13 protein-coding genes are annotated in these 13,184 nt (G+C 33.9%); 2 read left to right on the top strand and 11 right to left on the bottom strand.

The window, feature by feature from the left end; translation table 11 throughout:
- Positions 1-61 precede the first annotated feature (61 nt).
- From J8H85_RS11555 to kynU, 4 genes are read right to left on the bottom strand one after another with little or no spacing between them, the layout of a single operon-like run.
- Positions 62-844: an SDR family oxidoreductase gene (locus tag J8H85_RS11555; protein ID WP_209655352.1), complete on the bottom strand. Its 783-nt coding sequence runs from the start codon at positions 842-844 to the stop codon at positions 62-64.
- A gap of 16 nt (positions 845-860) precedes the next feature.
- The gene (locus J8H85_RS11550) at positions 861-1,238 is read right to left on the bottom strand and encodes a hypothetical protein (RefSeq protein WP_209655351.1); all 378 of its coding nucleotides are present in this window, start codon (positions 1,236-1,238) and stop codon (positions 861-863) included.
- 4 nt (positions 1,239-1,242) lie between these two features.
- Positions 1,243-2,640 carry an FAD-dependent oxidoreductase gene (locus J8H85_RS11545; RefSeq protein ID WP_209655350.1) on the bottom strand — a complete coding sequence of 466 codons (1,398 nt, stop codon included), beginning with the start codon at positions 2,638-2,640 and terminating at the stop codon, positions 1,243-1,245.
- Positions 2,633-3,904, bottom strand: coding sequence for a kynureninase (gene kynU / locus J8H85_RS11540; protein ID WP_209655349.1), 1,272 nt, complete (start codon positions 3,902-3,904; stop codon positions 2,633-2,635). Before kynU ends, J8H85_RS11545 begins: the two co-directional genes overlap by 8 nt.
- A gap of 116 nt (positions 3,905-4,020) precedes the next feature.
- On the opposite strand from kynU, the gene J8H85_RS11535 reads away from it, so the two are divergent.
- Positions 4,021-4,440 carry a (4Fe-4S)-binding protein gene (locus J8H85_RS11535; RefSeq protein WP_209655348.1) on the top strand — a complete coding sequence of 140 codons (420 nt, stop codon included), beginning with the start codon at positions 4,021-4,023 and terminating at the stop codon, positions 4,438-4,440.
- A 132-nt stretch (positions 4,441-4,572) separates the two neighbouring features.
- Here the strand turns inward: J8H85_RS11535 and J8H85_RS11530 are convergent, their stop codons facing one another.
- The 4 genes from J8H85_RS11530 to J8H85_RS11515 form a co-directional block, all read right to left on the bottom strand.
- Positions 4,573-5,220, bottom strand: a complete 648-nt coding sequence (locus tag J8H85_RS11530) for a hypothetical protein (RefSeq protein ID WP_209655347.1) — start codon at positions 5,218-5,220, stop codon at positions 4,573-4,575.
- Between the two features lie 39 nt (positions 5,221-5,259).
- Positions 5,260-5,916: a peptide-methionine (S)-S-oxide reductase MsrA gene (gene msrA / locus J8H85_RS11525; protein WP_209655346.1), complete on the bottom strand. Its 657-nt coding sequence runs from the start codon at positions 5,914-5,916 to the stop codon at positions 5,260-5,262.
- Positions 5,917-6,044: 128 nt separating this feature from the next.
- The gene (locus J8H85_RS11520; protein WP_209655345.1) at positions 6,045-6,827 is read right to left on the bottom strand and encodes a zinc ribbon domain-containing protein; all 783 of its coding nucleotides are present in this window, start codon (positions 6,825-6,827) and stop codon (positions 6,045-6,047) included.
- Between the two features lie 3 nt (positions 6,828-6,830).
- Complete coding sequence (locus J8H85_RS11515; RefSeq protein WP_209655344.1) at positions 6,831-7,925, bottom strand: Nif3-like dinuclear metal center hexameric protein; 1,095 nt, start codon at positions 7,923-7,925, stop codon at positions 6,831-6,833.
- A 45-nt stretch (positions 7,926-7,970) separates the two neighbouring features.
- On the opposite strand from J8H85_RS11515, the gene lpxK reads away from it, so the two are divergent.
- A complete protein-coding gene (gene lpxK, locus J8H85_RS11510; RefSeq protein WP_209655343.1) occupies positions 7,971-8,975 on the top strand; it encodes a tetraacyldisaccharide 4'-kinase in 1,005 nt (334 codons plus the stop codon).
- Here lpxK and J8H85_RS11505 read toward each other — a convergent pair.
- From J8H85_RS11505 to lipA, 3 genes are read right to left on the bottom strand one after another with little or no spacing between them, the layout of a single operon-like run.
- Positions 8,972-11,209: an ATP-binding protein gene (locus J8H85_RS11505; RefSeq protein ID WP_209655342.1), complete on the bottom strand. Its 2,238-nt coding sequence runs from the start codon at positions 11,207-11,209 to the stop codon at positions 8,972-8,974. The two genes, lpxK and J8H85_RS11505, sit on opposite strands and share 4 nt — an antisense overlap.
- A 27-nt stretch (positions 11,210-11,236) precedes the next feature.
- A complete protein-coding gene (gene gap / locus J8H85_RS11500; RefSeq protein WP_209655341.1) occupies positions 11,237-12,253 on the bottom strand; it encodes a type I glyceraldehyde-3-phosphate dehydrogenase in 1,017 nt (338 codons plus the stop codon).
- Between the two features lie 2 nt (positions 12,254-12,255).
- Positions 12,256-13,137 carry a lipoyl synthase gene (gene lipA, locus J8H85_RS11495; protein ID WP_209655340.1) on the bottom strand — a complete coding sequence of 294 codons (882 nt, stop codon included), beginning with the start codon at positions 13,135-13,137 and terminating at the stop codon, positions 12,256-12,258.
- Positions 13,138-13,184 lie beyond the last annotated feature (47 nt).

Below are 13,184 nucleotides of genomic sequence, written 5' to 3'. Positions count from 1 at the left end.
TTTTGCTTTTAATGGCAAAAAAGGATACCGCTACAATCCCTCACGCAGAATTAGTATAAAGTTACAAACTTTTTGTGCGACCACCATCAACAGGAACGTTAATTCCGTTTACATAACTAGCGGCTTCACTAGCCAAAAATGTAATAACGTTGGCAGTTTCTTCTGGCTGAGCAAAACGTTTTGCAGGACTGTAATTTTTCATTATTTCAGTCATTTTTTCAATAGTTGTGCCCTCGTGGTTGGCTTTAATCTTAATAATTTCAGCCAAACGTTCGGTATCGGTAAAACCAGGTAGCACGTTGTTTACGGTAATACCAAAAGCCCCCAATTCCACCGATAAAGTTTTACTCCAATTGCCAACGGCGCCTCTAATGGTGTTGCTAACACCAAGCCCAGGAATAGGTTCTTTTACCGATGTAGAAATTACATTAATAATTCTGCCAAAACCAGCTTCTTTCATAAACGGAACGGTTGCTTGTGCCAATACGTGGTTGCACTTTAAGTGCATGGTAAACGCATGGTCAAATTCATCTAAACTAGCGTTTACAATATCGCCACTTCTGGGGCCGCCTGTATTGTTTACAAGAATATGAAATCCTTGGTTTTCATCTATAAACTTGATTATTTTTTCCCGTAAATCTTTTGGGTTTGTAAAATCGGCTACAATAAAATGGTGGTTTTCGCTGTTTGGTAATTCAGCTAAAACCTGCTTTAGTTTATCTCGGTTTCGGGCAACCAAAGTAACGTTCACACCTTCGTTAGCCAAGGCTATGGCGGTTGCTTTTCCAATGCCTTGTGTGCTTCCGCACACCAAGGCGTTTTTGTTTTTTAGGTTTAAGTTCATAATATGTTAATTAATCTTATGTCCATCCTCTATTAAAAGTGTTTACTCTTATTCTATCCTCTTTTAAAATGTTGGAATATATAAAACCAGGAATTAGCAAAAGACCACCAGCCCCTAGGCTTGTATATAAACCACCATATTTAAGTATGAAAATAGGGAGGTAATATATTAAAATTGGAGTGCCAATTAAAAATACTATTCCTGCAATAATAAATGCAAGTTTAGATTCTTTTGCAAAAATGTCATTTACCTTAAAACTATTTTTATTACCGCAAATATCACAAATTAAAGTTTTTATCTTTCCTTCGTACATGGCAAATTCAACCCTAGTTTTATGATTAGAACTGAAGCTTATTTCATGTTTACATTTTGAACATTTAGCAAATAGTTTCATAGCTTTATTTCAACCCAGCAATTCTATCATCTTCAAGAATAGCTTCAGTTTCTTTTTTTACTTTTTCTAGGATGATTTTTAAATCGTCTTTTAAATTTAAAGTACCATCGTTAAGCATGTTTAAAATGGCTTTGTCTTGAGCCCTGCCTCGTAACATGGCTTCTTGGTATCCAATAGCTTCATTAAAAGTTACTAAAGAATATTTTGATGAATAATCATTTGGAAATTGTTTTTCCAAAGCCATTTCTAAATTGCGTTTTTCCCTAAAAATAGCGTTGTTTACATGACCTTTCATTTCATGAAAATTATCTATGGCCAAATCTGCAATGGCATCGGTATCTTTTTTTCGTGATGCTTCGTAGGTTTTAAAAACGGTTTCCCAATCGCCTTTGTAAGTATCTAAAACTTTGTCAAATTCCACAACATCTTCAAAAGACGCATTCATACCTTGCCCATAAAACGGTACAATGGCATGGGCAGCATCACCCATTAAAAGCGTGTTTCCTTTATAATGCCAAGGCGAACATTTTACAGTGCCAAGTGGTGATGTTGGGTTTTTGAAAAAATCGTCTACCACATTTGGCATCAATTCCAAAGCATCTTTAAAATATTTTCTAAAGAATTCAATAACACGTTCTTTGGTAGTTAGGTTGTTGAAATTGTATGCACCATCATCATAACTTAAAAAAAGCGTGACCGTGAAACTGCCATCTAAATTTGGGAGTGCAATAAGCATAAATGAATCTCTTCCCCAAATATGTAATGCATTTTTGTAGGTTTTGTAATCGCCATTTTCGGTTGGAAAAATGCTTAGTTCTTTATAACCATGCGTTAAATAATCTTGCGAAAAACTGAATAAGAATTTTTTGCCTAAATAATAGCTTTGGCGCATGATGGAACCAGCGCCATCGGTAGCTATGATAACATCGGCATCTTCTATAAATTCGTTTTTGGTTTCATAATCTTGAAAAAGTGCTGTGGTTTTTTCAAAGTTGACCGACTTACATTTTTTGTTGAAATAAATAGAAACGTTTTGGTGTTTTTCAGCTTCATCTAAAAGTAAAGCGTTTAATGCCCCGCGTGAAATGGAATTGATATGCTCATGTTCACGACCACTATAAGGTGCAAAAACGGTATTGCCCTCTATATCGTGAAGCATTCTGCCATTCATAGGAATGCATAAAGCTTTTACTTTATCTTCTATGCCAACCAATTTAATGGCTTTATTGCCTCTATCTGAAAACGCTAAATTTATGGAACGCCCAGAATCTAGATTTACTTGGCGTAAATCGGGACGTTTTTCGTAAACAGATACCTTGTAACCACGTTGCCCCATGCGTAAGGCTAAGAGTGAACCGCAAAGTCCCGCGCCAATAATGAGTATGTTTTGTTGTTTATTCATTTAAAATGCTTTTCAACCGTTCTACCAAATAATACACATCTTGAAACGAATTGTATAAGGGCACAGGGGCACAACGAATAACATTGGGTTCGCGCCAATCGGAAATAACGCCTGCTTTGGTTAATTTATTATGCAATGATTTATCGGCGTTTTTTACTGCTATTGAAAGTTGGCAACCGCGTTCTTCAGGATTGCTAGGGGTGATGATTTTGATGGTGTCTTCACCTAAATCTTTCAAAAGAAACTCTAAATAGCCTGTTAGTTTTTTTGATTTTTCAATCAATGTATCCATGCCAACTTCATTAAAAATATCTAAAGAAGCTTTAATGGCAGCCATAGATAAAATAGGAGGATTGCTCAATTGCCAACCTTCGGCACCGGGTAATTGGTCGAATTCATCACGCATTTTAAATCGTGTTTCTTTGTTATGGCTCCACCAACCTGTAAATCGGTTGAGGTTTTTGTTGTAAGCATGACGCTCGTGAACAAAGCATCCAGCAATGCTGCCTGGACCTGAGTTGAGGTATTTATAGGTACACCATGCCGCAAAATCGGCTCGTGAATCGTGTAAATTTAGAGCAACATTTCCAGCACCGTGGGCACAATCAAACCCTACCGTGCATCCATGTTTATGTGCTAACTGGGTGATGCGCTTTAAATCGAAATACTGCCCAGTGTAGTAGTTAACGGCACCAATCATAACTAATGCTATTTCATCTCCTTGAGTTTTTAAAATCGCTTCTAAATCGTCGTAATTGGCTAATTCTTCACCTTTTCTAGCTTTCCAAAGAATTAATCCTGCTTTATCATCAAAACCATGATGGCGTAATTGCGATTCTACAGCATATTTATCTGAAGGAAACGCATCGGCCTCCATTAAAATTTTATAGCGTGTTTTGGTTGGTTGGTAAAACGATACCATTAAAAAATGTAGATTGGCCGTTAAGGTATTCATCACAACCACTTCAATAGGTTTTGCGCCCACCACTTTTGCCATGTGTTCTCCTAAAGATTCGTGGTAGTTCAACCACGGGTTTTTTGCATCAAAATGCCCTTCAACACCCAAATTTGCCCAATCTTCCAGTTCTTGATTTACATAGGACTTGGTTTGTTTTGGTTGGAGCCCGAGTGAATTTCCAGTCATATAAATACAATCGTTACCATCTTTGTCTTTTGGTATGTGAAATTGATTTCGGTAGGATGATAAAGTGTCTTTTTTATCTTGCTCTAAAGCAAATTCGAGACCTAATTTATGGTTGAGCAAGGCGATTATTTTTTCGGTTTCCAACAAAAATAAGAATTCTAAACTTAGAAATGAAGTTACGAATAAGACTTAATTTTTAGCTCTGAATTTTGTATATTTAGTAAAATAATTTAGCTATGGGCAAGATAAAAGAATATACAAACGGAGAAACAACTGTAGTTTGGGAAGCTGAAAAGTGCATTCATTCTGCTATTTGTGCCAAAGGTTTACCACAAGTGTTTCAGCCTAGGGAACGGCCTTGGATAAAAATAGATGCCGCAAAAACAGATGCTATTATAGAAACTGTAAAGAAATGCCCATCGGGTGCTTTGAGCTTTTATATGAATAATGAAAAAGACCAAACAGCTGAAGTGCTGGAAACCAAGGTTGAGGTATTGGAAAACGGCCCCTTATTGGTTTACGGAACGCTACATGTAACCCATAAAGATGGCAGAAAAGAAATTAAGAATAAAACAACGGCATTTTGTAGATGCGGTGCTTCGAGCAATAAACCTTATTGTGACGGTACACATACCAAAGAACAATTTATTGGGTAAAAAAAAGCGCTTCAACTAGTAGTGAAAGCGCTTTGAATATATAGAGACGCATAACGCGGAATATTCATTGTTTATATTATATACGTCTTTAGTGGTGATTTTGGATGTTGAAAGTATGAAAAAATTATAAAATTAATCCAACGTAACTTTTACATTGGTAAACTTAAGATTCCAATCGCCTTCTGCTTTTTTATGATCTAAAGCAATTTTTATACGGTTAAAATCTTGATGGTTTTCGAAGGTGTTTACAAGTCCAGCTTCGGGTTTGTTGCCTCTTCTAAAAGCCCATTCTTTAATTATGTAATCATCATTATAATAGATGTCATAAGCATCACCAGGGGTATAACCTCCTTCATTAGGATATGTTAATGTGATTTTATTTATTTCCATCTTACTTGTGGGAGCTTCAGCTTTAACAGGTGCAGAAATGCTAGTGCCTTTATCCCAAACCAATTGAAACGGAATTAATAGCCAAAACTTGTCATTTATAAATGCCTTATCTGCTTTCTCTGAAATGCTATCAAGAGATTTTCTATTATAATTTATGGTGTCGTTTTCAGTAATTAAAGTAATATCATTCGTTTTAGGATGCCATGTCCAGCTTCTTTTTTCGTTAAAATTAAAAGCTATTTCAGAAACATGTTTCCAGTTTTCAAAGCCATGGGCATTAGCTATTTTTTCGGCAATTGAAAGTTCTTTTTGAGCAACTTTGGTTTCTTGCTTTTGTTTACAAGCAATAACAATGGTTAAAATGAAAAGCAGAATGATTGGTTTTTTCATGATTTATATTTTAGTAAAGGTATAAAACAAGTAATCAACTTAATGTTTATCTTTTATTAATTCAGGAAACTTAGCTTTAAACCGGTTTAACCTTGGAACGGATACATTTTGAATATAGCTGTTGTTTGGGTGAAGGCGTTCGTAGTTTTGATGATAATCTTCGGCCACCCAAAACTTTTGGAATGGATATACTTCAGCAGCAATTTTGGCATTTAATTTTTTGGCAAGGGCTTCTTTCTTTTTAAGAATGATTTGCTTTTGCGCTTCATTTTGATAAAAAATAATGGAACGGTATTGCGAACCTCGGTCATTCCCTTGTCCGTTTACTTGTGTTGGGTCTTGCGAACCAAAATAGACTTCAACCAATGTTGAAAAACTTACCACTTTTGGGTCGTAAATAACTTCAACCGCTTCGGCATGTCCTGTTCTACCAGTGTTACTTGCATCGTAAGTTGGGTTCTTGGTATGTCCACCAGAATAACCACTAATTACTTCATCAACACCTTTTACGCTTTCATAAATGGCTTCAACGCACCAAAAACAGCCACTGGCAAAATAGGCCTTGGCTTTACTGTTTTTTATTGGGACTTCAATAGGTTTGGCATTAATAACCGCTTCTTGGTTTTTGTTTGCTTGTGCATTGTTTTGGCAACTGAATAATACGATTACAAATAAGGTAAGGGCAATATTTTTCATTTTTTAAAGTTTTTCTTGTTCTATTAGACGAATTAAAAATAAATACCTTAAAGCGAAAGTCTGAAAATTTTAAAATAAAAAAAGCCTTCAAATTTATGAAGGCTTCGTTTTATATATTAGGAAAATGCTTAGCTTAATTTAGCAAATAATTTTTCCATTTTTTCTTTTTGTTCTTCAGCTAATTGAGCATCAACTAAAATACGTCCACTATGCTCATCGGTAATTACTTTTTTACGAGCAGCAATTTCTACTTGAATTTGCGGTGGAATGGTGAAGAACGATCCTCCAGAAGCACCTCTTTCAATTGGCACAACCGCTAAACCATTTTTTACGTTTTTACGAATTCTGTTGTAAGCAGCAACCAAACGTTCTTCAATTTGCTCTTGGTAATCTTGAGATTTTTGAATTAAAGCTTGTTCTTCTTTTTCAGTTTCAGCTAAAATGGCGTCCAGTTCATTTTTTTTGTGCTTTAAATGATTTTCGCGCTCTTTTAAACGGTCTTTAGTTTCAGAAATAACAACTTTTTTCTGTTCTATTTGCGCTTTAAATTCTTTAATGTGTTTTTCAGCTAATTCAATTTCTAATTCTTGAAATTCAACTTCCTTAGTTAAAGAATTGAATTCTCTGTTATTTCGAACATTTTTTTGTTGCTCGCTATATTTTTTAATTAAAGATTTAGATTCTTCAATTTGATTCTTTTTAGAAACGATATCATTATCGATTACTTCTAAACTTGAAACTAATTTTTCTAATCTGATGTTTAGTCCAGCAACTTCATCTTCTAAATCGCGCACTTCTAATGGAAGTTCTCCACGAACATTTCTTATTTCGTCTATACGAGAATCTATAAGTTGTAAATCGTATAACGCTCTTAAACGTTCTTCAACAGTTAATTCTTTAGTTTTAGCCATACTTTAAAAATACTTAACAGGATTTGTATTTGTCTTTGATAAAATGATTGCAAAATTAGTGATTTTTTTTGTAAGATATGCTACTAAAAGATTTTTTGTGAACTGCTCACTTTCATAATGTCCAACATCGGCTAAAAGAATGCTGTTTTCGGCCGTAAAAAAGTCGTGATATTTCAAATCTGCAGTTATAAAAGCATCAGCATCAGCGTTTTTAGCGGCTTCAATGGCAAAACTTCCTGAGCCTCCTAAAACAGCAACTTTTTTAATTTTTTTATTCAAAAGTGAAGAATGCCTGATGCATTTAGTGTCCATTTTTGTTTTTAAATAGCTTAAAAAATCCAATTCGCTCATAGATTCTTCTAGTTCGCCAACCATTCCCATGCCAATTTGCTGATTTTTATTCTCTAAAGTAGTGACTTCATACGCTACTTCTTCATAGGAATGTGATTTGAATAATGTTTGTAGAATTTTATATTCTAAATGTTTTGGAAACGTGATGGTTATTTTAGTTTCAGCTTCGGTATGTGTGATCCCTTTTTTTCCTTTTGTTGGGTTGCTTGTGTCGTTTCCATTAAATGTACCATAGCCCTCTACATTAAAACTGCAATTGGAGTAATTGCCAATTGTGCCTGCACCAGAGCTGAATAGGGCAGTTCTAAGTTGTTCTGCTTCGTCTTTTGGTACGTAGGTGGTTAGTTTTTTTATGGTTTCGCTTTGCGGAATGAGGATGCGTTTATTGGTTAATCCTAAAGTATTGCAAATCATATCATTCACACCTTGTAAGGCATTATCTAAAGCGGTATGTATGCTGTAAATGGCAATATCGTGTTTTATGGCTTTCATAACCACACGTTCCACATAATTTTTACCTGTAAGTTTTTTTAAGCCCTTAAAAATAATAGGGTGGAAGCTAACTATAAGGTTGCATTTTTCGGCAATGGCTTCGTCTACAACAGCTTCAAGTGTATCTAGGGTAACTAGAATGCCTGTTACTTTGGCATTTTTATCACCTACTAAAAGCCCTACGTTATCAAAATCTTCAGCATAGGCTAAAGGCGCTAATTCTTCTAAATGGTTAATGACGTCTTGAACTATCATGAATTAATTTGTTTGAATCAAAGATAAAATATTATTTTCGTTACGATGAAATTAATTAGAAACATAGCTTTCCCTTTTGTACCTGTGTATTATGCAGTAACCAGTTTACGAAATAAGTTATACGATTTAGGTATAAAAAAATCTACTTCTTTCAATTTTCCTGTAATTTGTGTTGGAAACTTAAGTGTTGGTGGTACAGGAAAAACGCCCATGATTGAATATTTAATTCATTTGTTGAAGGATGATTATAAAGTAGCTACATTAAGCCGAGGATACAAACGAAAAACAAAAGGCTTTCAGTTGGCGAATGAACTTTCAAGTGCAGAATCTATTGGAGATGAACCATTTCAATTTTATAACAAATTTAAAAATGATATTCTTGTAGCTGTAGATAGCGATAGGATTAACGGTATAAATGAATTAATAAAGCTTGGAACTTCACCCGAAGTTATTTTATTGGACGATGCTTTTCAACATAGAAAAGTAAAAGCAGGGTTGAATATTTTACTTACTACATATAGTAATCCGTATTTTTCTGATTATGTTTTGCCTACAGGTAACTTGCGCGAACCTAGAAATGGGGCAAAACGAGCCCATATTATTATAGTTACTAAATGTCCTGAAAATTTAAATGAGATTGAAAAAAGCAAAATTTTGAAGCAAATTGAACCTAAAAACCATCAACAGGTTTTCTTTAGTTCAATAAATTATTCAAATACTGTTTTTTCTTCACAAAGTGAAATTAGTTTAGATACACTAACAAATTTTACTTTGGTAACGGGCATTGCGAATGCCAATCCTTTAATTGAGTTTTTAAAGGCCAAAAGCTTGCGGTTTGAGCATTTGAATTTTAAAGACCACCATGAGTTTACACAGCAAGATATTTTAGATTTAGAGAAAAAAGAACTTATTATAACTACCGAAAAGGACTTTATGCGCCTCAACCAATATGGTACTTTAAAAGACAAATTGTATTATTTACCTATTCAAACAACTATAAGTAATAGCGAGGTTATCAATAAGCTTGTTAAGGGTTTTGTAGCTTCTTAAGTTGTTGCCGGTTTATTTTTTTTTGAAGCTAGTGCATTATAAAGTTTTTTCTCAAACTCTTCTTGTTTAAATGGTTTTGGAATAATATCTGTAAAACCAGCTTCTTCAAACTCGTGCATTTTATCTTCAATGGTAACCGCTGTAAGTGCAAAAATAATTTGTTCTTTATCAAACGATCTCACAATTTTTGTAGCCTCGATACCGCTAATTCCTGGCATGTGGATATCCATCAAAACAATGTCGTAATTATTGGTTTTTATCATTTCAACAGCATCTTCACCGTTATCAACAATATCACATTTAAGATCCATTTTGGTTAAAATCTTTTTGGTGATCATTTGGTTGATTTTGTTGTCTTCAACAACCAAAGTTTTAACGTTTGTTAAATCTAAATCGCTAGCATTACCACTAAAATACGTTGTTTTAACTTCTTTAGCTTCTTCTAAGGAAGTGTATTCTAAAGGAATTTCAAAATAGAATGTGGTTCCTTTACCAAGCTCACTTTTCACATAAATTTTCCCTTTTAAAATATCTATCAAACCTTTTACTATGGAAAGCCCCAAACCGGTACCTCCATATTTTCGGTTAATTTGTATAGAGCCTTGAGAAAAACTTTCAAACATGTTATCTTGTTTTTCTTGGCTTATACCTATTCCGTTATCTTCAACTTCAAAACGTAAGGTGTAAATTTTTCCTTGTTCTTCAATTTTATAAATTCGAATCCATATGTCACCATCTTTTGTAAATTTGATGGAGTTACCAATTAAATTGATAAGGATTTGAGAAATTTTTAATTGATCTGCAATGAAATTTTCCGGTAAATTTTTATCGAACTCTAAATGAAGCTTTACATTATTGTCTTGTGCCGAATTATTTAAAGCTAAAATAATATTGTTTATTTTCTTTTTTAAATTGAACGGTTCGGGCTCTATGTCAACTTTATTAGCTTCAATTTTATTAATTTGAAGAATGTCGTTAATAAAAGTCAATAAATAATCGCCCGAAAATTTCAACGATTTTAAATGTTGAATCTGTTCAGGTTTTGGGTTTTCTTCCAGTAGCATGTTGCTCAATCCTGTTACTGCATATAGCGGTGTTCTTAACTCATGTGTAACTGTAGATAAGAAGTTGGCTTTTGTTTTTGAGGCTAATTCTGCTTTTTCTTTAGCTAAAATAAGTTCTCCGTTTTTTTTATGGAGCATATTATTTGTTTTTAGCCTAATGTTGTTGTTTTTGTAAAGCGATAATGTTAGTAAAGATAAGATGGTAATTAAGGCAACACTTAAAATAGAAATTAATGTGCTTAAACTGTTATCGTCTTCAGCTTTCTCTAATTTTTGAAACATTTCAGTGTTTTTTTGATTCGCTTCATTTAAAAGGTACTGCGTTTCTTGGTCTTTTGAAGAATTAGCACGTTTTAAGTTAGTTAGAGAATCTGAAAGTTTTACATACGAGTTTAAATAATCTCTTGACGATTTGTAGTCCTGTATGTTGTTGTAAATTTCGCTTAAAGTTAAATAACCATTATTAAGAATGTTTGAAAATTTATTGTCGCTTGCCAACTTAACACCTTCAAGAGCATAGGTAAGCGCTTTGTCATTATTGTTTAGTTTAGAATGCACTAAACCGTGAGCAATTAAAGCGTCGCTTTGGGTTTTTAATAATTCTTCTTTTTTTGCCAAGGCTATAGCTTGCTCTATAATATCTCTTGATTTCTTGTAGTTTATTAATTTAAAATATGTTTTGCCCTCACACAAAAGAACATCTGCTAATTCTGCATTTAAAGCTTCTTCTTCAAATTTTGATTTTGCAGATCGGTAATAATCCAGCGCTTGATTGTAATCTTTTTTAGCTACATAAACATCGCCTAATATTTTGTATGAACTTCCTATGTTTTTGTTATCGTTTATAAGACGTTGAACATCTATAGCTTTGGTAAGTGATTTTATAGCCTTGTCAGTGTCACCTATACTAAGTTGAAGCCTGCCTTTAATAGCATTTATAACACCGATACTTTTTTTGTTTTCTATTTGTTCGGCTAGAACTAAAGCTTCATCAAGATTTTTTTGCGCCTTAAAATAGTTGAAATTTTCCAACTCCGTTTGCGATTGTGAAATATGATAATTGATGCTATTTTGAAGCAATTCGGGATCATTACTAATTTTTTTTTGTGATGAAACCGTCATGCTTAAAAGCACCAATGCAATAAATATGAAGTTTTTAATTTGAGACATTTAAATAAATATTACAGGCAAATATAATTATTTCTTCGATAAAACACTCTTTTTCTTCGATAAATTGCATATTAAGTCAATTATTCTTTTAGAATAACCAGTTTCATTATCATACCAGCCTATAATTTTTACCATATTTCCTATTACCGAAGTCATATCGGAATCAAAAATACAAGAGTGGCTATTTCCAACAATATCAATAGAAACGATGGGGTCTTCGGTGTATTCTATAATACCTTTAAAATTATTTTTGGCAGCTTCTTTAAAGGCGTTATTTATATCTTCAATAGAAACTGTTTTTTTTACGTTAAAAGTAATATCGGTTAACGATCCATTAATAACAGGCACCCTTATACCGCAACCACCAATAACATCGGATAGTTCAGGAAAAATTTTAGTCAATGCCTTAGCTGCTCCAGTGGTAGTAGGTACTATAGATTGGCTTGCAGCACGCGACCTACGTAAATCTCTATGCGGTTGGTCGTGCAAACTTTGGTCGGTGGTGTAGGAGTGAACCGTTGTGATATATGCTTGGTTAATGCCACAAAGTTTGTTTATAACATCAATCATGGGGGCTGCATTGTTAGTGGTGCACGATGCGTTGGAAATGATGGTTTCCGTACCATTAATACTATCATCATTTACACCTATAACAATGGTTTTTATATCATCATCAAGTGCCGGAACACTTAATATAACAGAATTTGCACCATTATCTATGTGATTTTGTAACTCTGATTTGTTTTTGAATTTTCCTGTGGCTTCAATTACAAAATCAACTTGAAAAGGTTTCCAGTTAATATCTTTTGGATGCTTATCATTTAATAGTGCTACTTTTTTATCATTAACAATAATGTTTGAATCATCATGAGATACAACTCCGTTGAAACCGCCGTGGACACTATCGTATTTAAGTAGATGGCTTAACGTTTTAGCATCGGCTAAATCATTAATGGCAACTACTTGAATGTCTTTATAATCTTGAAGAAGTCTAAAAACACGTCTGCCAATTCTACCAAAGCCATTGATAGCTATATTAATCATAACTAATTAATGTGTTTTTGAGCTTTATATGAAGAACGTACCAGTGCGCTACTTTCAACATGGCGGAATCCTAATTCTAAACCAATTTCTTCGTATTCTTTAAACTGATCCGGATTAATAAACTGTTTTACAGGTAAATGTTTTTTACTAGGCTGAAGGTATTGCCCAATAGTAACTACATCCACATCGTTCGCTTTTAAATCGTGAAGTGTTTGAATAACTTCCTCGCGTGTTTCTCCTAAACCAAGCATAATGCCCGATTTTGTACGTCGTTGTCCTTGTTGTTTTAAGTATTTTAAAACACCCATACTTCGGTCGTATTGTGCTTGTATACGTACTTCTCGGGTTAAACGTCTAACAGTTTCAATATTATGGGATACCACTTCTGGCGCTACAGCAATAATTCTATCAATATGCTGTTCTACGCCTTGAAAATCTGGAATTAATGTTTCAAGCGTAGTTTCAGGATTCATTCTACGAACTGCTTTTATTGTTTCAGCCCACATAATGCTTCCCATGTCTTTTAAATCATCTCTATCAACACTTGTTAAAACAGCATGTTTAATGTTCATTATTTTTATGGATCGCGCTACTTTTTCAGGTTCATCCCAATCTACACTTTCGGGTCTGCCAGTTTTTACGCCACAAAAACCGCAAGAGCGGGTACAAACATTTCCTAAAATCATAAAGGTAGCAGTACCTTCTCCCCAACATTCACCCATATTAGGGCAACTTCCAGAAGTGCAAATGGTGTTTAATTTGTATTTATCAACTAAACCTCTTAATTCGGTATATTTTTTTCCTGTTGGAAGTTTTACACGAAGCCATTTTGGTTTTGCAACACGTTCTTCGGGTAAAATATTTGAAACAGTTTCTGAATCCATGTCTTTAAAATAAAGTACAAAGATACGAAGTATTCTTTTAAAATGAA

It is taken from the genome of Mariniflexile gromovii (genome assembly GCF_017814435.1).
Lineage (GTDB): Bacteria > Bacteroidota > Bacteroidia > Flavobacteriales > Flavobacteriaceae > Mariniflexile > Mariniflexile gromovii.
The sequence above is the reverse complement of the archived record's forward strand: the minus strand, read 5'-3'. Positions and strand labels throughout refer to the sequence as shown.

What these genes read in the sequence shown, in the direction of transcription:
- J8H85_RS11555 (WP_209655352.1), bottom strand. Translation starts at nt 844, where the DNA reads ATGAACTTAAACCTAAAAAACAAAAACGCCTTGGTGTGCGGAAGCACA.
- J8H85_RS11550 (WP_209655351.1), bottom strand. Translation starts at nt 1,238, where the DNA reads ATGAAACTATTTGCTAAATGTTCAAAATGTAAACATGAAATAAGCTTC.
- J8H85_RS11545 (WP_209655350.1), bottom strand. Translation starts at nt 2,640, where the DNA reads ATGAATAAACAACAAAACATACTCATTATTGGCGCGGGACTTTGCGGT.
- J8H85_RS11535 (WP_209655348.1), top strand. Translation starts at nt 4,021, where the DNA reads ATGGGCAAGATAAAAGAATATACAAACGGAGAAACAACTGTAGTTTGG.
- J8H85_RS11530 (WP_209655347.1), bottom strand. Translation starts at nt 5,220, where the DNA reads ATGAAAAAACCAATCATTCTGCTTTTCATTTTAACCATTGTTATTGCT.
- msrA (WP_209655346.1), bottom strand. Translation starts at nt 5,916, where the DNA reads ATGAAAAATATTGCCCTTACCTTATTTGTAATCGTATTATTCAGTTGC.
- J8H85_RS11520 (WP_209655345.1), bottom strand. Translation starts at nt 6,827, where the DNA reads ATGGCTAAAACTAAAGAATTAACTGTTGAAGAACGTTTAAGAGCGTTA.
- J8H85_RS11515 (WP_209655344.1), bottom strand. Translation starts at nt 7,925, where the DNA reads ATGATAGTTCAAGACGTCATTAACCATTTAGAAGAATTAGCGCCTTTA.
- lpxK (WP_209655343.1), top strand. Translation starts at nt 7,971, where the DNA reads ATGAAATTAATTAGAAACATAGCTTTCCCTTTTGTACCTGTGTATTAT.
- J8H85_RS11505 (WP_209655342.1), bottom strand. Translation starts at nt 11,209, where the DNA reads ATGTCTCAAATTAAAAACTTCATATTTATTGCATTGGTGCTTTTAAGC.
- gap (WP_209655341.1), bottom strand. Translation starts at nt 12,253, where the DNA reads ATGATTAATATAGCTATCAATGGCTTTGGTAGAATTGGCAGACGTGTT.
- lipA (WP_209655340.1), bottom strand. Translation starts at nt 13,137, where the DNA reads ATGGATTCAGAAACTGTTTCAAATATTTTACCCGAAGAACGTGTTGCA.